19 protein-coding genes are annotated in these 17,817 nt (G+C 72.9%); 11 read left to right on the top strand and 8 right to left on the bottom strand.

Going from position 1 to position 17,817, the window contains the following annotated elements; all coding sequences use genetic code 11:
* Positions 1-43: 43 nt before the first annotated feature.
* The 4 genes from ACYVKZ_RS13955 (at position 44) to ACYVKZ_RS13940 (ending at position 3,775) form a co-directional block, all read left to right on the top strand.
* Positions 44-1,327 (top strand): MFS transporter, encoded by a 1,284-nt coding sequence (locus ACYVKZ_RS13955; protein ID WP_460992842.1) that lies wholly within the window; start codon positions 44-46, stop codon positions 1,325-1,327.
* Positions 1,328-1,359: 32 nt separating this feature from the next.
* Complete coding sequence (locus ACYVKZ_RS13950; protein WP_460992841.1) at positions 1,360-2,331, top strand: ABC transporter ATP-binding protein; 972 nt, start codon at positions 1,360-1,362, stop codon at positions 2,329-2,331.
* Between the two features lie 2 nt (positions 2,332-2,333).
* Entirely contained in the window at positions 2,334-3,185 is an 852-nt protein-coding gene (locus ACYVKZ_RS13945) for an ABC transporter permease (protein ID WP_460992840.1), read from the top strand.
* Positions 3,186-3,319: 134 nt separating this feature from the next.
* Positions 3,320-3,775, top strand: a complete 456-nt coding sequence (locus ACYVKZ_RS13940; protein WP_460992839.1) for a TM2 domain-containing protein — start codon at positions 3,320-3,322, stop codon at positions 3,773-3,775.
* 17 nt (positions 3,776-3,792) lie between these two features.
* On the opposite strand, the gene ACYVKZ_RS13935 is transcribed toward ACYVKZ_RS13940, so the two are convergent.
* Positions 3,793-4,695 carry an ArgP/LysG family DNA-binding transcriptional regulator gene (locus tag ACYVKZ_RS13935; RefSeq protein WP_460992838.1) on the bottom strand — a complete coding sequence of 301 codons (903 nt, stop codon included), beginning with the start codon at positions 4,693-4,695 and terminating at the stop codon, positions 3,793-3,795.
* Between the two features lie 48 nt (positions 4,696-4,743).
* Here ACYVKZ_RS13935 and ACYVKZ_RS13930 point away from each other — a divergent pair, with 48 nt between their 5' ends.
* Positions 4,744-5,370: a LysE/ArgO family amino acid transporter gene (locus ACYVKZ_RS13930; RefSeq protein ID WP_460992837.1), complete on the top strand. Its 627-nt coding sequence runs from the start codon at positions 4,744-4,746 to the stop codon at positions 5,368-5,370.
* A gap of 113 nt (positions 5,371-5,483) precedes the next feature.
* On the opposite strand, the gene ACYVKZ_RS13925 is transcribed toward ACYVKZ_RS13930, so the two are convergent.
* Complete coding sequence (locus tag ACYVKZ_RS13925; protein ID WP_460992836.1) at positions 5,484-6,521, bottom strand: lactonase family protein; 1,038 nt, start codon at positions 6,519-6,521, stop codon at positions 5,484-5,486.
* A gap of 39 nt (positions 6,522-6,560) precedes the next feature.
* On the bottom strand, positions 6,561-6,983 hold the full coding sequence (locus ACYVKZ_RS13920; protein WP_460992835.1) for an SRPBCC family protein: 423 nt from the start codon (positions 6,981-6,983) through the stop codon (positions 6,561-6,563).
* Positions 6,984-7,215: 232 nt separating this feature from the next.
* On the opposite strand from ACYVKZ_RS13920, the gene ACYVKZ_RS13915 reads away from it, so the two are divergent.
* Both ACYVKZ_RS13915 and ACYVKZ_RS13910 read left to right on the top strand, forming a co-directional pair.
* The gene (locus tag ACYVKZ_RS13915; RefSeq protein ID WP_460993182.1) at positions 7,216-8,628 is read left to right on the top strand and encodes an aldehyde dehydrogenase family protein; all 1,413 of its coding nucleotides are present in this window, start codon (positions 7,216-7,218) and stop codon (positions 8,626-8,628) included.
* 141 nt (positions 8,629-8,769) lie between these two features.
* Positions 8,770-10,152 carry a serine/threonine-protein kinase gene (locus ACYVKZ_RS13910; protein WP_460992834.1) on the top strand — a complete coding sequence of 461 codons (1,383 nt, stop codon included), beginning with the start codon at positions 8,770-8,772 and terminating at the stop codon, positions 10,150-10,152.
* 105 nt (positions 10,153-10,257) lie between these two features.
* Here the strand turns inward: ACYVKZ_RS13910 and ACYVKZ_RS13905 are convergent, their stop codons facing one another.
* Complete coding sequence (locus ACYVKZ_RS13905; RefSeq protein ID WP_460992833.1) at positions 10,258-10,782, bottom strand: SRPBCC domain-containing protein; 525 nt, start codon at positions 10,780-10,782, stop codon at positions 10,258-10,260.
* Positions 10,783-10,841: 59 nt separating this feature from the next.
* A complete protein-coding gene (locus ACYVKZ_RS13900) occupies positions 10,842-11,660 on the bottom strand; it encodes an oxidoreductase (protein WP_460992832.1) in 819 nt (272 codons plus the stop codon).
* A gap of 40 nt (positions 11,661-11,700) precedes the next feature.
* On the opposite strand from ACYVKZ_RS13900, the gene ACYVKZ_RS13895 reads away from it, so the two are divergent.
* The 3 genes from ACYVKZ_RS13895 to ACYVKZ_RS13885 all read left to right on the top strand — a co-directional run bounded on the left by ACYVKZ_RS13895 (position 11,701) and on the right by ACYVKZ_RS13885 (position 14,529).
* Positions 11,701-12,690, top strand: coding sequence for an NADPH:quinone reductase (locus ACYVKZ_RS13895; RefSeq protein ID WP_460992831.1), 990 nt, complete (start codon positions 11,701-11,703; stop codon positions 12,688-12,690).
* 303 nt (positions 12,691-12,993) lie between these two features.
* A complete protein-coding gene (locus tag ACYVKZ_RS13890) occupies positions 12,994-13,251 on the top strand; it encodes a metal-sensitive transcriptional regulator (protein ID WP_307007166.1) in 258 nt (85 codons plus the stop codon).
* Between the two features lie 63 nt (positions 13,252-13,314).
* Positions 13,315-14,529: an aminotransferase class I/II-fold pyridoxal phosphate-dependent enzyme gene (locus ACYVKZ_RS13885; protein WP_460992830.1), complete on the top strand. Its 1,215-nt coding sequence runs from the start codon at positions 13,315-13,317 to the stop codon at positions 14,527-14,529.
* 1 nt (position 14,530) lies between these two features.
* Here the strand turns inward: ACYVKZ_RS13885 and ACYVKZ_RS13880 are convergent, their stop codons facing one another.
* The 3 genes from ACYVKZ_RS13880 to ACYVKZ_RS13870 form a co-directional block, all read right to left on the bottom strand.
* The gene (locus ACYVKZ_RS13880) at positions 14,531-16,024 is read right to left on the bottom strand and encodes a DUF5129 domain-containing protein (RefSeq protein WP_460992829.1); all 1,494 of its coding nucleotides are present in this window, start codon (positions 16,022-16,024) and stop codon (positions 14,531-14,533) included.
* A 121-nt stretch (positions 16,025-16,145) separates the two neighbouring features.
* Positions 16,146-17,147, bottom strand: a complete 1,002-nt coding sequence (locus ACYVKZ_RS13875) for an aldo/keto reductase (protein WP_460992828.1) — start codon at positions 17,145-17,147, stop codon at positions 16,146-16,148.
* A 42-nt stretch (positions 17,148-17,189) separates the two neighbouring features.
* Positions 17,190-17,588, bottom strand: coding sequence for an RNA-binding S4 domain-containing protein (locus tag ACYVKZ_RS13870; RefSeq protein WP_460992827.1), 399 nt, complete (start codon positions 17,586-17,588; stop codon positions 17,190-17,192).
* Between the two features lie 63 nt (positions 17,589-17,651).
* Here ACYVKZ_RS13870 and ACYVKZ_RS13865 point away from each other — a divergent pair, with 63 nt between their 5' ends.
* On the top strand, positions 17,652-17,798 hold the full coding sequence (locus ACYVKZ_RS13865) for a hypothetical protein (RefSeq protein WP_307007161.1): 147 nt from the start codon (positions 17,652-17,654) through the stop codon (positions 17,796-17,798).
* Positions 17,799-17,817: the final 19 nt, after the last annotated feature.

Genomic DNA, 17,817 nt, shown 5'->3' with positions numbered 1-17,817 from the left:
AACGCAAAATCTTCGCGTTCTCCTGTCTCTGCGAAAGGCCCGAATGTCGTCCCTGCGTCGGCGTCTCCGTCCCCTCCTCTCCGAGCGCACCGCGTTCTGGGTCCAGGCGTCCGTGCTCGTGGTCCTGATGGCCGCCTCCAGTGCGCCCAGCCCCCTCTATCCCCTCTACCAGGCGATGTGGGCCTTCCCGCCCGTGGTGCTGACGGTCATCTTCGCCGCCTACGTGCTGGCCCTGCTCGTCGCGCTCCTCGTCGCGGGCTCGCTCTCGGACCACCTGGGCCGGCGCCCGGTCCTCCTCGCCGCCCTGGCGCTGGAGCTCGTGGCGATGCTGGTGTTCATCGGCGCGGACGGCCCGGCGGCGCTGATCCTGGCGCGGCTGCTGCAGGGGCTGGCCACCGGGGCGGCTGTCGGCACTTTGGGTGCCTATCTGATCGATCTCGAGCACGCGGTGCGCCCGGGGCTGGGCACGGTTTTCAACGGCGCCGGCCCGGGCCTGGGGCTGGCTCTCGGCGCGGTCGGCTCGAGCCTGCTGGTCGCAGCGGCCCCGGGCGCAGTCCAGCTGGTCTACGTGGTCCTGGGCGCGGTGCTGGCCCTGCAGCTCGTGGCCACCGTGCTGGGCCCGGAGACCACCGCGCGGGAGCCGGGAGCGCTGGCCTCCCTCGTGCCGACGGTGCGGTTCCCCCGGGCCACCCGCCGGACCGCCCTGTGGGTGCTCCCCGCCGCCGTGGCCACCTGGTCGCTGGGCGGACTGATCCTCTCCCTGGGCCCGAGCCTCGTCCGGTCCCTGGCCGGTCCCCAGGCCGTGCTCCTCACCGGGCTCGTCGTCGCCGCCCTGACCGGCACCGGCGGCGTGGCCACCCTGCTGCTGGGGTCCGCCCGCCCGTCCGCCGTGCTCGGTCTCGGCATGGCCGCCCTGATCGCGGGCATGGGCGGCACGGTGGCGGCCCTGGCGCTCGGCTCCACCGGGCTGTACTTCGCCGCCACCGTGGTCGCCGGCGTCGGCTTCGGTGCCGGCTTCCTCGCCGTCCTGAGGATCCTGATGCCCCAGGCGGCCGCCCACGAGCGCGCGGGCCTGCTCTCGGCGGTCTACGTGGTCAGCTACCTGGCGAACAGCGTCCCGGCGGTCGCCGCCGGCGCCCTCGCCCAGGGGATCGGGCTCACCCCCACCGCGATGGGCTACTGCGGGATGATCGTCGTCCTGGCGCTGGTCGTCCTGGCCGGTTCAGCCGTCCGGGCGCGGACCCCAGCCGCCGAGGCATCAGGGGTGCCCGGTGCGCGGCTGCCGCAGCCCGCCTCGGCAGAGCGGCCCCGGGCCCATCGGCCCTGACGCCGCCGGGGGCGCCTGCGTAGCCTCGCAGTATGGACGCAGCGCCAGCCATCCGCGTCCGCGACCTGATCAAGGCGTTCGGTGAGGTCACCGCCGTCGACCGTCTGAGCTTCGACGTCGCGGCCGGCGAGGTGTTCGCCTTCCTCGGGCCGAACGGCGCCGGGAAGTCGACCGCGATCAACGTCCTGTGCACCCTCGCCGCACCCACCTCGGGGACGGCGAGCGTGGCCGGATTCGACGTGGTCGCGGACCCGCACGAGGTCCGCGCCCACATCGGCCTCGTGTTCCAGGAGACGACACTGGACAAGCAGCTCACGGCCGAGGAGAACCTCCGCTTCCACGCTGTCCTCTATGGAGTCCCGCGGGTACAGCGGGCTGCGAGGATCGCCCATGTCCTCGAGCTCGTGGGCCTCTCGGCACGCCGCAGGGATCTGGTGGCGACGTTCTCCGGGGGCATGGCCCGGCGGCTCGAGATCGCGCGGGCCATGCTGCACACGCCCGCGGTCCTCTTCCTCGACGAGCCCACGATCGGCCTCGACCCGCAGACCCGTTCGGTCATGTGGGAGGACATCCTCACCCTGCGCCGCGAGGAGGGGGTGACAGTGTTCCTCACGACCCACTACATGGACGAGGCGGAGGTCGCCGACCGGATCGGGATCATCGACCACGGCCGGCTCATCGCGCTCGGCAGCCCCGAGGAGCTCAAGGCGGCTGCGGGGGCGGAGAGCATCCTCCTGAAGACGGCGGACGACGCCGCGGCGCGGCTCACGCTCGAGGCGTCCGGCTACCGCTGCACGCAGGACGGCGGCCGGCTCGCGGTCGAGGCGGCGCATGCCGCCACGGAGCTGCCCGCGGTGATCGCCCTGCTCGGCGGCGGCGTCCTCTCGGCCCAGATCCACGAGCCCTCCCTGGACGACATGTTCCTGCACTACACCGGCCGGCAGATCCGCGACCAGGGCGAGCAGCAGCAGGCGTTCCCGCCCGCGTGGAGGAGCAGGAGGTAGCCATGTCCGCCACCCGCGCGGGCGCCCGCGGCAGGGTCTCCGCCAGCACGGTCTCCCTCGGCACGATCGGCATGGTCTGGCAGCGCGAGCTGCTGCGGTACGTGCGCACGCCGTCGCGCATCTTCACCGGCCTCGCCCAGCCGCTGCTGTTCCTCTTTGTCCTCGGGTACGGCATGGGCAGCCTCGTCGGGACCACGGGAGGGCTGGACTTCCGCAAGTTCGTGTTCCCCGGGATCGTGGCGATGAGCGTCGTGTCGACGTCGATCTTCAGCGCGATCTCCATCGTGTGGGACCGGGAGTTCGGGTTCCTGCGCGAGATGCTCGTGGCGCCGGTGCCGCGCTGGGCGCTCGTGCTGGGCAAGACGGCGGGCGGCGCGACGGTGGCCACGGGGCAGGGCACGATCATGCTCGTGCTCGCGCCGCTCGTCGGGGTGGACCTGACGGTCCTGACCATCGCGGCGGTGATCGCCATCGAGTTCGTCATGGCCGCCGCGCTCACGGCGTTCGGGGTCTTCGTGGCGAGCCGCATCACCCGGATGGAGGGCTTCCAGATGGTCATGCAGCTCGTGCTGCTGCCCATGATCTTCCTCTCGGGCGCCCTGTTCCCGCTCGCCGGGCTGCCGCTGTGGCTGGAGATCCTCACCCGGCTCAATCCGCTGACGTACGCGGTCGCGCCGCTGCGCTCGGTCGTCTTCGGGGCCCAGAACCTGCCGGCCGCGGCGCTGGCCCGCTTCCCCAGCGACGTGGCGCTGTTCGGCTGGACGCTCTCGATCTGGACCGAGCTGGCGATCACCGTGGTGTTCGCCGTCGTGTTCCTCGCCCTCGCGGTCCGGGGGTTCGGACGGCGGCTCTAGCGTGCCGCGACGGCTTGCTTTGGACATGTCCAAATGACACGATCGTGCTGCCGCGCCATGGCAAGCCTGTCCGTGCTCTCTGGGGGGAGGGGTGCCGGACGCGGTCCCACAGCCTGACGCACGAGAGGTCCGCCATGAGCGAGCAGCACCCCGACCACGCCCAGAACAAGGGCGATCGGCCCTCACCCTACGGACCGCAGGGGCCCGATGCCCACCTGCAGGGCCAGCCGGCACCCCAGCAGTACCCCCAGCAGTACCCCCAGGCGCAACCGCCGCAGGGCAGCCAGGGCTACGCACCCCAGTCCTACCCGTCTCCCTACCCCCAGGTCGTCGTCCAGCGCCAGCCCAAGTCGAGGGTCGCGGCGGGCCTGTTCGGCATCTTCCTCGGCGGCCTGGGCATCCACCGCTTCTACCTGGGCTACACGGCGATCGGCCTCATCCAGCTCCTCGGCTGCCTCTTCCTCGGGCTGTTCTCGCTGGGCATCCTCAGCTTCGCGATCGGCATCTGGGGCTTCGTCGAGGGCATCCTGATCCTCGCCCGCACGGACTACTTCCGCGTGGACGCCCACGGCATCCCGCTCAACGACTGAGCCGCCGGAGGCGCGCCTCACCGCCGCAGCACGGCGGCGGCGCGCACCACGGCCTCGCCGACCTCTGCGAGGCCGGGCGAGTCGAGCGTCCACGACTGCCAGTAGAGCCTGAGGTCCTCCCGCCAGTCCGGGGCCAGCTCCACGAGGTCGCCGCCCGGGTCCTGCTGATCCGGCACCATGCCCCAGCCGAGCCCGGCGTGCACGGCCTCGACGTACTGCACGGAGTCGGGGATGAAGTGCTGCGGCGGCGTCGCCTCCGGCGCCACCCTGGCCAGGAGCGCGAGCTGGTGGCTGTCCTTGCGGTCGTACTGCATGACGGGCGCCGCAGCGAGGGCCTGGGCCGTGGCCCCGCGGGGGAACCACCGCGCGGCGAAGTCCGCCGAGGCCTTCGCCCGGTACACCATGGTCCCGAGCGGGCGCACGCTGCAGCCCTGGACGGGCCGGGGATCCGCGGTGACGGCGCCGACCGCGTCGCCGGAGCGGAGGAGGTCCGCCGTCGCATGCTCGTCGTCGCGCAGCAGCTCGATGGCGATCCGGCCTCCCAGCGCCACCTCGCGGATCGCCGGGGGCAGCCAGGTGGCAATCGAGTCGGCATTGGCCACGATCGGGACCCGCAGCAGCTCGGTGACTCCGCGGGCGGAACCCGGCCGGGCGGCGTCGTGCGCCTGCTCCGAGCGGAGGGCGAGCAGCGCCTCGTCGGCGAGCAGGAGCAGCTGGCGGGCCGAACGCAGGAGCCGCTCCCCCGCCGGGGTGGGCACCACGGGCTTGAGCCGGCGTACCAGCACGCTGCCCACCGAGCGCTCGAGGGCCTTGATCCGCTGGCTCACGGCGGAGGGGGTGATGCGCAGCTCGTCGGCGGCGGCCTCGAACGTCTCCTGGTCCACCACGGCGGCGAGGGCCCTCAGCTGCTCCAAGTCCATGAAGAGATCCTAATGCCTCTGTAGATATGGTTAGTTGATCTTCATATCATGCGCCCGTACCGTCGAAGGGTGTTCCTCTCCTACCTCGCCGGGTTCGGCGCCAGCCTCGGCCTGATCGTGGTGATCGGCGCGCAGAACGCGTTCGTGCTCCGGCAGGGGATCAAGCGCGAGTGGGTGCTCCCCGTGGTGGCGCTGTGCGCCCTGAGCGATGCGGTGCTGATTTTCGCCGGAGTGGCCGGCATCGGTGCTGCCGTGCAGGGCGCGCCCCTCCTCCTGCAGGCGGTCCGGTGGATCGGGGCGGCCTTCCTCGCGGCGTACGGGTTCTTCGCCGCCAGGCGCGCGCTCCATCCCGGCACGCTCCACGCCGCCCGTGGGGCCGGCCCGGCGGGCCTCGGGGCCACGCTCGCGACGGTCCTCGCGCTGACCTGGCTCAACCCGCACGTCTACCTCGACACCCTCGTGCTCCTCGGCTCGCTCGCCAATGCGCAGGGCGCGGGACGCTGGGCGTTCGGGTCCGGGGCCGCCTCCGCGAGCGCGCTGTGGTTCCCGCTCATCGGGTACGGAGCCCGGGCGCTGAGCGGGTTCTTCGCCCGGCCCGCGGCCTGGCGGGTGCTGGACGGCTGCGTCGCGGCGCTCATGCTCGCCCTCGCTGCGCTGCTCGCCTTCGGGGGCTGAGGCCGCCAGGAACCGCACCACGCGGGCCGGCGTTTGCCCTCCTCGCCCTTCTCCTCGGGGATGGGCCAGGGCCTCGCCGCCACGGTGACCGCCGGCCGGCGCGGCCCGAGGGCTCAGGCGGCCGGGCCGCATTCGACGGCTACAGGACCGGCACTCGTGCGGGCCCTCGAGACCGCCGAGAGCGAACCGTCCTCGGCGATCAGGTAGCTCGTCACGGCGTGCGAGGCCTCGCCCCCGACGAGGAGGAACCGGCCGCCCGGATCGATCGCGGCGCTGCCCGGCTGCTGCTCCGTCTCGATGCGGCCCGCGAACTCGAGCAGGCCGTCCCGGAGCGCGAAGCACGCCAGGGTTCCGGTTGAGCGTTCGGTCGTGTAGAGGAAGCGCTCGTCCGGGGTGATCCGCAGGTCCGCGGCCCAGACCACGCCGGGCCCCGGGTCCGGCGTCTGCGCCGAGCGGACGGCTCCCGGCCCCAGGCCCAGCCCGGCCACGGCGGAGGTCCGCTGGAGGAGCTCGAGCCGGCCGCTCCCGGCTTCCCTTGCGTACACGGCGACGTCCCCGGAGAGCTCGTGCACCACGTACGCCCGGTCCCCGGCCCGGTTGAGCCGCAGGTACCGTGGACCGGACCCGGGCTCGGCCGCGACATGCCCGCTGGGCTCGCGCGTGCCCGTGCCCGAGCCGTCCGCGTCCATCGGGAACCAGCTCACCCGGTCGTCGCCGAGGGATGTCGCGTAGAGGAAGCGCCCGTCGGGGCTGACGGCCGCGCAGTGCGTGTTGCGCCCGGTCGCGTAGGTGACCCGGCCGGCGTCGTCCGCGGCTCCCGGTAGGGGGACGAGGTCCAGGCGGCCCTCGCCGTACGAGGCGCTGAACAGCCCGCGGCCGTCCGGGGCTGCCGCGATGAAGCAGGTCGACGCGGGAAGGGGGCGCTCCTCGCCGGTCCTGCCGTCGGAGTCGAGGACGACGGCGCGCGGCCGGTCGCCGTTGCACCCGGCGTAGAGCGTGCCGTCGGGCCCGAGGGCGAGGGCTGCGGCGCCGTCGAGGCCACCGATTCGCTGCGCCGGCTCGAGCTGCCCGGTCTGCGCATCGAGGGTGAGGAGGTCGACGGCGCCGGCGTCGGCGCACGCGACGGCAACGAGGGAGGTCTGCTGGGTCACGGTCGGCCCTTTCCGTGGTCGGGTGCTGTCCTCCCGCTGCTACCCGCTGCGGCCGGGGGGAACACACGCGCGGTCCTCGAGCAGCCGGCGCAGGGTGTCGAGGTCGGCCAGCACTGCGGCGGCGTCGGACTCGAACGCCTCGTCGGTCGCGCCCTCCTCGCGGCGGAGGTGGAAGACGGCGAGGCTGTGCGGCCCGTCGGCCAGGATCCGGAACTGGTTCAGCACGGTGGTGCCGTCCGGGAACAGGACCTCGTGGTCGAGGATGCCGGCCGAGGTATCGCCGGCGAACCGCACCTCGACCGCGCCCAGGGGCGAATCGGCGAGCCAGCGCCCGTTCTCCTCGCGGATGCCCGCGGCCAGTCCCGCCGCCCAGCGCGGGAGGTTGGCGGGGTCGCCCGCAAACGCGGACACGGCGCGGGGGGACAGGCCGATGGGGACGCTCAGGTGGCGGAACTCGGACACGCGCCCACGCTACCCCTCCCCCGTTTCGGGTACGCATCTCGTCGCCGATTCCCCGGTTCGGGTACGTATCTTGTCGCCCATTCGGCGTTTCGGGTACGAGGCCCTGCGCAGCCGTCCACCCAAGCGTGCACCGATGGACAAGCGGCGATCACGCCACGCCAAGCCGCGCCCCCGGAGCCGAACGCACTCTGGGAAGGACACAGCACTCGATGAGGAGGACTCGATGGAGACCCTGCAGACCAAGGATTCCCTGCTGGAAGCGATTGCTCCGGCACCTGGTGCGCCCGGGACGGAGATGTTCGACCCGGCCACGGGCGAGCTCGTCGGCGTCGCTCCCGTGCACGGCGTGGCCGACCTCGAGGCCGCCATCTCTGCCGCGAAGGCGGCGCAGCCGGCCTGGGCCGCGGCCGGGCACCAGGCCCGCTCCGCCGCGCTGGTCGCTGCGGCAGAGGCGGTCGAGGCCCATGCCGAGGAGCTCGCCCGGATCCTCTCGCGCGAGCAGGGCAAGCCCCTCAACGGCCCCAACGCCCGCTTCGAAGTCGGCGCCTGCGCGGCGTGGCTCCGCGCGGCGGCCGCCACGGCGCTCGAGCCCGAGACCGTCGTCGACGACGGCACCACCCGTGCCGTGCTGCAGTACCGGCCGATCGGCCTCGTCGGGGCCATCGGCCCCTGGAACTGGCCCATGATGATCACCGTCTGGCAGGTCGCCCCGGCACTGCGCATGGGCAACGCCGTCATCGTCAAGCCGAGCGAGTACACCCCCCTGTCCGTCCTGGCCCTGGTCAAGGTGATCAACGCAGCCGTCCCCGAGGGCCTGCTCACCGTCGTCGCCGGCGGCCGCGAGATCGGCTCCGCCCTGGCCGAGCACCCCGCCATCGGCAAGGTCATGTTCACCGGCTCCACGGCCACGGGCAAGGCCATCATCCGCTCCAGCGCTGACACCGTGAAGCGGCTCACCCTGGAACTCGGCGGCAACGACGCCGGCATCGTCCTGCCTGACGCCGACCCGCAGGCCATCGCCGAGGGCCTCTTCTGGGGCGCATTCATCAACACGGGCCAGACCTGCGCCGCCCTCAAGCGCCTCTACGTCCACGAGGACATCTACGACCAGGTCTGCACCGCCCTCACCGACTACGCCCGCAACGTGCCGATGGGCGTCGGTCTCGACGAGCAGAACGTCCTCGGGCCCCTGCAGAACCAGGCCCAGTACACGATCGTGAAGGACCTGGTCCAGGCCGCCAAGGACTCCGGCGCGCGGATACTCCTCGGCGGCGACCCCGACGAGACCCGGCCCGGCCACTTCTACCCCACCACCCTCGTCGCGGACATCGACAACGACAACCCCCTCGTGGCCCAGGAGCAGTTCGGCCCCGCCCTGCCGATCATCAAGTACTCCACGGTCCACGAGGCCGTGCGGATGGCCAACGCCCTCGAGGTCGGCCTCGGCGCCTCCGTCTGGTCCGCCGACCCCGACGCCGCCCGCGAGGTTGCCCAACGGCTCGAGGCCGGCAGCGTCTGGATCAACGCCCACGGCGCCGTCCACCCGATGGCACCCTTCGGCGGGGCCAAGCAGTCCGGCTACGGCCTCGAATTCGGTGCCGAAGGACTGAAGGCCCTCGGTCAGCCACAGGTGATTCACGGTTAGGCATTGCCGTCGCGGCATGTATCGGTAGAAGCATGGCTTTATGTTCATATTTCTGAGGGGTGAGGGCGCCGATGCCACGTCGGCGCCCTCGCGGCCGTCCCCGCGAAGGAAGCGCCCGAGCAGCCCAGTCCACTAGGCTTGATGTACCGGATGCGGCAGGGCGAGGAGGGGCACAACGTGGCCGAGAGCGACACGGGGCCGGACCCCGTCCTCGTCGGCGGCAGGTACCGTCTCCTCGAGCTGGCCGGCAGCGGTGCGATGGCCACGGTCCATCGGGCCCGTGACGAAGTCCTGGGCCGCGACGTGGCCGTGAAGACCTTCCGCGCCCACGCCTCCGATCCCCGCCGGGAGGAGCGCCGGCGGAGCGAGATGCAGGTCCTCGCCCGCCTCAACCACCCCAGCCTCGTCCGCCTCTACGACGCCGGCACCGATGCCCAGGACGACGGCACCCACCACGTGGCCTATCTGGTCATGGAGTTCGTGCACGGCACCGACCTGCGGAAGCGGCTCGCCTCCGGTCCGCTCACGCACGACGACGTCCGGCAGCTCGGTCTCGACCTCGCCGGAGCGCTGGCCTGCGTCCACGCCCTGGGGATCGTGCACCGAGACATCAAGCCTGCCAACATCCTGGTCCCCGACCCGGGACCGGGCCGGCGCCGGCCCGCGAAGCTGACTGACTTCGGCATCGCCCGGCTCACGGACGCCTCGCGGCTCACGGTCACCAACACGACGATCGGCACTGCCAACTACCTCAGTCCCGAGCAGGCGCGCGGCGAGAAGGTCGGACCGGCCTCGGACATCTACTCCCTCGGCCTGGTGCTGCTCGAATGCCTCAAGGGCTCGATGGAATTCACCGGCGGCGCCGTGGAAGCCGCCGTCGCCCGCCTTCTGCGCTCCCCCAAGATCCCCGAGGAGCTGGGCGAACCGTGGGCCACCCTGCTGGCGCGCATGACGGCCCGCGAAGCGCCAGACCGCCCCACCGCAGCCGAGGTCCTGGGCATCCTCCGCGGTGAGCTGCCTGCCGCCGGGCCCGGCCCGGTGCAGGGTGGGGCCACCGAGGTCCTCCTTCCCGCCGCCCCCTCGTCGCCGACACGCCTCCTCCCCGCGGGGGAGACGCGCCCCACGACCGCCCGGACTCCGATCGTTGGCCAGGATGCCCCCGCGACGGCCCGAGGCGTCGCGCCGTTCAGCCGGCCGGCCACGCCCGCACCCGCGAGGCCTGGCGGGCGGACGCGTACACAGGGCCGGCCCCTGTTGAGGGCCGCGGTCGTCGTGGGGATCATCGCGGTGCTCCTGGTCGTCGTGCCGTTGGCCCTCCGGGCGGCCATGCTGCCGTCGGCGCCGGTCCGGCCCGCTCCGTCCTCACCCGCTGCACCTGCTCCCGGCGGGTCCGTGGGGCCCGCCGCCACGGACCCCGCCCTGACGTCCCCGGGCGCCGCGACCGTGCCCGCCCCGCAGCCGGGGAAGGCCAAGGGCAAGGAGAAGCGGCCCCACCAGGCACCGCCGCAGGGCTCCGGCGGGTAGCGGAAGGGCCGCCCCCCGGCGTACCCGATGAGCCGATTCCGCCGCGAGATGCGTACCCGAAACGGCTGAGGGGTGACGAGATGCGTACCCGAAACGGGAGGGGAGCTAGGGGGTCTGGCCCGGGATGGGCGCGCCGCTCGGGAGCCCTGCGGCGACATAGCCGTCGTAGAGCGTCTGCCAGTCGAGCTGGGTCCCGGACCCGGCCGGCGGTCCCGCGGCGGGAGTCCCTCCGAGCGCCCTCTCCAGTGCACCGAGGCAGAGATGCCAGCCGGCGGCGTTCCGCGCGGCAGCCGCCGAATCGGCGAGCCAGTTCCGCAGGGTGAGCTCAGCCGTGGCCTCGGTCCCCTCGACGGCGAATTCCAGCAGGTCCCCGCCCCAGCTGAACGCCCACCGGGTCGGCGGCTCCCAGTCGAGGATCCTCCCGGTGCTCGGCTGTGCTCGGGGGTCGCCACTGAAGGACACGGTTCCGGCCCCGGCATCCACTGCGACCTGCGAGGGGAACCACGCGCCGAGTCCCTCGGGGGTGGCGACGGCCGCCCACAGCTGACCGGCACTGGCCTCGTAGGAGCGGATGAACGTCACCAGACCGCGTCCCTCGATCTCTGCGTACTGTCCGTCGAGCTCGTCCATGTCGTGCTCCGTAACATGCGTTAAAGCGAATACAAGCGACGCCGTGCGCCGGGGGCGCCTCAGTGCCGGTAGATCGCGCGGACCAACCCGTCGAACAGCCGGTCGGGCAGGACCTTGCGGAGCGCCAGGAGCGGCCGGGCGCCGGCTCCGACGCGGTAGCGCGGGTGGGGCCGCGCTGACTCGACGGCCTGGAGGATGGCACCGGCCACGACCTCCGGAGGGGATGCCATTCCGGGCATGTACGCCGCCTTCATGACCCCGGCCACCCGCCGTGCCCCCTTGGCGTAGGGGCCTTTCCCCGACACCGCCAGGAGGGAGCTGCGCGCGATCGAGCTCCACTCGGACCGGATGGCGCCAGGCTGGATGACCACCACGCGGACACCGAAGGGACGCAGCTCGATCCGCAGCGAGTCAGAGAGGCCCTCCACGGCGAACTTGGTCGCGTGGTACCACGAGCCCAGCGGCTCGTAGAACTGTCCGCCCATCGAGGAGACGTTCACGATCGTCCCCGAGCGACGTTCCCGCATGCCCGGCAGGACGAGCTGGGTCAGGCGGGCCAGGCCGAACACGTTGACCTCGAACTGGCGCCGCGCCTCCTCGAGCGGGACCTCCTCGAGGGCGCCGAAGGAGCCGTAGCCGGCGTTGTTGACGAGCACATCGATGCGGCCCGTCTCGCCGAGGACCTTCCGGACGGCGTCGGTGAGCGAGGCGTCCTCGGTGACGTCGAGCGCGAGGAGGCGCGCGCCGTCGTGCGCGAGGTCCTCCATGCGCTCCACGCGCCGGGCCGCGGCGTAGACCGTGTATCCCGCCCCGAGGAGGGCGCGCACGGTGGCTTCGCCGATCCCGCTCGAAGCGCCTGTGACGAGAGCAACCTGCATGCCGCCACGCTACCCTGAGGCAGCGTCGAAAGGACACGCCATGGATCTGCCCGCGACGATGCGCGCCGCGTTCATCCGCGAGACGGGGGGCACGGACCGGATCGAGATCGGCGAGCTCCCCACACCCCGCCCCGGGCCCACCGACGTCGTCGTGCAGTTCCAGGCGAGCGCGGTCAACCACGTGGACACGTTCGTCCGGTCGGGGGCCTACCGGACCCCGCTGGCCTTCCCGTTCGTGATCGGACGGGACCTCGTGGGCACCGTCGCGGCAGCAGGCCCGGGCGCCCAAGGATTCGCCCTGGGCGACCGGGTGTGGACCAACAGCCTCGGCCACGCGGGCCGCCAGGGCGCCTGGTCCGAGTACGCCGTGGTCGCCTCGGAGAGGCTCTACCACCTTCCCCCGGACGTCGATGCCGGAGAGGCCGCGGCGGCACTCCACCCGACGGCCACGGCGCACCTCGGGCTGTTCCGCCGGGCCCGGCTCACCGCCGGGGACACGGTGCTCGTGGGCGGCGCGGGCGGAGCCGTGGGCAGCGCAGCAGTCCAGCTGGCGGCGGCCGCGGGGGCACGCGTCATCGCCACCGCCGCACCCAGGGACCACCGGTGGGCGGCCTCGTGCGGAGCGGCCCTGGTCCTCGACTACCGGGATCCGGAGCTGCCCGCGCTGATCCGGGATGCCGCGCCGGAGGGGATCGACGTCTGGCTCGACACGAGCGGGCACCACGACCTGCCCGCGGCGGTGCCCCTCCTGCGGCCCGGGGGGACCATCGTGGTCATGGCGGGGCTTGCGGCCCAGACGCCGCTGCCGGTGGGCGCGCTCTACACGCGCGACGCCAGCGTCCGCGGCTTCGCGATCAGCAACGCCTCGGTGGACGACCTCGCCGCCGCGGCGCGTGCGGTCAACCGGCTCCTGGCCCGGGGGCGGCCGGTAGTCCGCACCGCCGCCACGCTGAGGCTCGACGACGCCGCCGAGGCGCACGCGCTGCAGGAGGGCCGCTCGGTCCGCGGGCGCATCGTCGTGGCGCGCTGACGGGCGCCGCGCGGAGGGACCGTGGGGGCCCCGGGCCCCGCCGCGCGGAGGGACCGTGGGGGCCCCGGGCCATGGTGGGAAGGGGGGCTCCCACCATGGCTCGGCGCCTCGCGGTACCCCCAATTTACCTAACAGTAACTATGGAAACCATCAGCCGGGGCGGCGCGGCCTGCCGTCTCTTCCGCGGGCTCGGCCCCGATTCCCCCTCTGCCCAATGATACCCGCAGGGGGTATGAATCAGATACCCACAGGGGTACACTTGAAGGTGCCTGTCGCGAAGGGCGTACCAGAAGGAGGAACACCATGAATGTCGAGCCGGAGTCCATGAGGGCTGCGATCAACCGCCTCAAGCGGGCCCAGGGCCAGCTCAACGCCGTGGTGCGCATGCTCGAGGAGGGCCAGGACTGCAAGGCGATCGTCACGCAGCTCTCCGCCGTCTCGAGCGCCGTGGACAAGGCCGGATTCAGCATCATCGCCACGAACCTGCAGCAGTGCCTCGCCAACCCTGAGCGCGGCGGCGACGTGGCCGAGCTCGAGAAGATGTTCCTCAGCCTCGCCTGAGGCCCCGACCCCTCCGCCGAGCCACCGGCCCCCGGGCACTGCACGTGTGACAAGCTGGACCGCATGAGCTCCCGCTTCGCCGCCTCGTCCCGCTCGCAGGTGCCGCCGTTCGCGGTCATGGACATCCTCGCCCGCGTCGACGCGCTGCGGTCCCAGGGCCGCGACGTCGTGAGCCTGTGCGCGGGAGAGCCCTCCGGAGGCGCGCCCTCCGCGGTCTCTGCCAAGGCCGCGCAGATCCACGCATCGGGCCGGGCCCTGACGTACACCCCGGCACTGGGCACGGCGGAGCTCCGGTCGGCAATCGCCGACCACTACCGCCGGTGGTACGGCCTCGCCGTCGACCCCGCCCAGGTCGCCGTCACCACGGGGTCCTCGGGCGCCTTCCTGCTCTCGTTCCTCGCTGCCTTCGAGGCCGGGGACCGGGTGGCGCTCGCCCGCCCCGGCTACCCGGCGTACCGGAACATCCTTGCCGCGCTCGGGTGCGAGGTGGTCGAGCTCGACGCCGGCCCCGAGTCGCGCTTCCAGCCCACCCCGGCAATGCTCGACGCCGCCGCCTCCGAGCGCGGGCCCCTCGCCGGCCTCGTGCTCGCCTCGCCCGCGAACCCGACGGGCACCATGGTGGACCGAGACGAGCTCACCGCGCTGAGCGACTGGTGCTCGGCGAACAGCGTCCGGCTCGTGAGCGACGAGATCTACCACGGCATCACCTACCCCGGGGCGGGCACGGCCTCCGATGTGCACAGCCCGCGCGGGGTGTGCGCGTGGGAGCTGGACCGGGAAGCGATCGTGATCTCGAGCTTCTCGAAGTACTGGGGCATGACGGGGTGGCGGCTCGGCTGGATGCTCGTGCCGCAGGAACTGGTCGGGGCGGTGGACGCCCTCGCCGGCAACGTTGCCCTGTGCCCGCCGGCCCCGTCCCAGCTCGCGGCGGTCGAGGCCTTCTCCCTGGAGTCCTACGCCGAGGCCGACGCGTGGGTCGCCGGCTACGCCGGCACCCGGCAGACGCTGCTTGACGCGCTGCCAGCCCTGGGGTGGGGACCGGCCGCACCGGCCGACGGCGCATTCTACCTCTATGCCGAGCTCGGCGACCAGCTCGCCCGGTTCGGAGATTCCCGCGAGTACGCCCGGGCGCTGCTCGAGGCCGAGGGGGTGGCACTCGTGCCGGGCACCGACTTCGATGCCGTCCACGGATCCCGCGCAGTCCGCCTCTCCTTCGCGGCGGGCCAGCCGGCGGTCGAGGCGGCCATCGAGCGGATCCTGCGCTTCCAGGGCGCCTGAGTCAGAAGCCGGACGAGCTGCCGGAACCGGAGAAGCTCCCTCCGCTGCTGCCGTAGCCGGTGCTCGAGGAGGACGAACGGGCGGAGTCCACAGCCGAATAGCCCGCGGCGATGCCGGTGTTGAAGCTCATGATGCTGACCACGGGCAGCTGCGGGTAGGCGACGTCGAGGATGCTGCCCTGGGTCCGGTGCGTGCTGCGCCAGGACCGCGTGGACGCCTCGAGCTTGCGGTGCATGAGGTCCCGCTCCTTCTGGTTCTTGGCGTGCGCGTCGACCACGGCCTCCGCGTGCGCCCCGAGGAGCTCGCCGATGCGCTCGCGCTGGGCCTTGAGGCCGTCGAGTGCCGCCTCCGGGGTGAGGGACCCGTCCTCGAGACCGCCGCCGAGCCGCTCGAGCTCGTCCCGGGCGAGGGCGACGCCGGACTCGAGCGCCTTGGCGCTCTCGGGGGTGCCAGCGGTCGTCGTGGCCGCGAGCATGGCGTCCACCCCGTCGAGCTGGCCGGTGAGGTCCCCGGTCTGGCGCTGCCACGCGGAGCGCCAGCTCGCGCCCCGGTTCAGGATCGAGTTGGTGTCCGCGATCGCATCGTCGAGCCCGTCGAGGGTCTGGGCGAGCTCCTCGTATCTGCGGGCCTCCTTCAGGCTGGCCGACCTCGAGCGCTCCCGCGCCGTCATGGGGGTGAGGCGGTCCCGGAGCCGGGTGGTCTCGCGGTGCTTGGCCCGGAAGCCCTCCCACCGCTCGAGGACCAGGCCCCCGTAGGATGACGAGGCGGGGATGGTCGAGGCGTTGAGCTCGGTCTCCTCGAGCGCGAGGGTGACCGAGGAGTAGGACCGGTCCCCGGAGGCGAGCGCCTCCGCGAACTTCCGCCGCCGCCGAGCCCGCACGCCGGCCCACGTCCCCGCGCCGCCGAGCACCACGACGCCGGCGATCCCGCCGCCGATCAGGAACGCGGGGGAGAGGTACCAGGGGCGCCCGATCCGGGACGCCGCCGACTTCACGCCGGCGATCGTCCCGTCCGTCCACTGGGCCGCACGGAAGAGGTCCTTGGTGTCGTCCTGGATGGCCTTCTGCTCGTCGAGGCTCACCTTGCGGTCCTCGCCGAAGTAGGTCCCGACATGCCGCCCGGTCGTGTCGACGGCGAAGATGAACAGCCCGTCCGCCCACTTCTGCCCGTCGGCGCTGATCCACTCGGGGTGGTTGGCCCTCGCGTAGCGCAGGACCTCCTCGTTGAGGTTGTCCGCCGCCGTGCCGGCGCGCGTGAAGACCACGACCTTGGTGGGCTCATAGAACGAGATCTTCGCGAGGGCCGGATCGAGCTGCGGGCGGTACAGGGCTCCCGCGGTGTCCTCGACCACCACCTGGATGGGCGGGACCGCCAGCGCCGCCGGCGCGGACACGAGCAGCGCCCCCGAGGCGACCGCGAGCCAGCCGACGGCGAGCAGCAGGGCAGAGCCCCCGGCCACGAGCGCCCGCACGGCGCCCCCCACGAACCGTCCCACGACAATCCCCCTCCGCGCGGCCCGGTGGGCCGACAACGCCAGCGTACGCAACGCCGTCGTCCGTCAGCAGGGGAGAAGTCCCCTGCAGGCGCCCAGCGGTGCCCAGCGGATCCGAGGCCGGTCAGGCGGTCTGGAACTCCTCGGTGTCGACGTCGGCCTGCGCGGCCTGGGCGTACCGGCCGCCGGAGACGGTGCGCTCGTTGACCAGCTCGTCCACGGCGGCGAGCACCTGGGCGGGGAGACCGAGGGACCCCGCCGCGAAGTCCTCGTCGAGGTGGGCCGCGCTGCGCGTGCCGGGCAGCGCGATGACGTGCTCGCCGCGGGAGAGGACCCAGGCGATCGCGAGCTGCGCGGGCAAGCAGCCGGCGCCGTGCGCGATCCCGGCGAAGCGGTCCAGGAGGGAGAGGTTCGCGGCCCAGTGCTCGGCGGCGAAGCGCGGCATCGACCGGCGCAGGTCCCAGTCCGGCAACCCGGCGGGGTCGCGCAGCACCCCGCCGAAGGCGCCGCGGCCCACGGGACTGAAGGCGACGAACGCGATGCCCAGCTCGCGGCACGCCTCCAGCGTGCCCAGTTCGGGGTTGCGCGTCCACGGGGAGTACTCGTTCTGCAGCGCGGCGACGGGGTGCTCGGCGTGGGCGCGGCGCAGCGTGTCCGCACCGATCTCGGAGAGGCCGACGGCGCCGATCTTGCCCTCGCGCTCGAGCTCGCCGAGGGCCCCGACGGACTCCTCGATCGGCACGGAGCGGTCCCAGCGGTGGAGGTAGTAGAGGTCGATCTTCTCGGTGCGCAGGCGGGCGAGGGAGGCCTCGACGTGCGCGCGGAGCGTCTCGGGCCGACCGTCGATGACGCGGCGCCCGTCCTGCGAGGACATCCCTCCCTTGGAGGCGAGGAAGAACTCGTCGCGGCGTGCCGCGAGCGTCTCGCCGAGGAGGGTCTCGTTGGCGGTCGCCCCGTAGATGGTGGCGGTGTCGAAGTGGGTCACGCCGGCGTCGAGCGCGTGCAGGAGGAGCTTGGCGGCGTCCTCGCGGGACGGCAGGGGGCCATAGGACTGGCTCAGGTTCATCCAGCCGAAGCCCACGGGCCCCACACCGGTCCCGGCGATCGTTCGAGGAGTGGAGGTCATCCTCCGATCCTGTCAGATCTTTCCGGGGAGACCTTCAGAGGACTACTCCATCTGCTGCCCGCGCAGCCGTTCCATCTCACGCCGGTCCTTCTTGGTGGGCCGCCCCGCCCCGCGGTCGCGCTGCGGCAGGCCGAGGAACGGCGCGGGCGGCCGCTCGGGCGTGTGGTCCGTGTAGCACCTCGACGCGGCCTCGGCGCCCACGCGCTTGACGATCAGCACGTGCACCTCGAGGATGCGCTCGAATCCGGGCTGGCGGAGCCGGATCGTGTCTCCCGGGACCACCGTCTGCGAGGCCTTGACCGGGTTGCCGTTGAGCCGGACGTGTCCGGCTCGGCACGCGGCGGTGGCGGCCGAGCGGGTCTTGAAGGCGCGCACGGCCCAGAGCCAGGAGTCGATCCTCACGGCCGAGGGGGACGATGCAGGTGCGTTGGAAGGAGGCATGGTGCCCAGCATCCTACCGGCGTATCGTCGTGTGAATCGGGGGACGATCAAAGGAGCTCTGACATGCCTGACAAGCAGCCTCACCAGCCCGAGACCCACAAGAAGCCGTCGAAGACCATCAAGGAGCAGCGCGCGGCGAAGAAGGCCAAGAGGGCGGTCTCCCTCGACGCCGATCCGGTGGCGCACCTGCGCAAGCCCCGCAGCAAGTAGGCACCCGCACGCAACGGAA

The sequence above is a fragment of the Sinomonas soli genome, from assembly GCF_054782415.1.
Note: the sequence above shows the minus strand (reverse complement) of the source record. Positions and strands in the feature narration are given on the sequence as shown.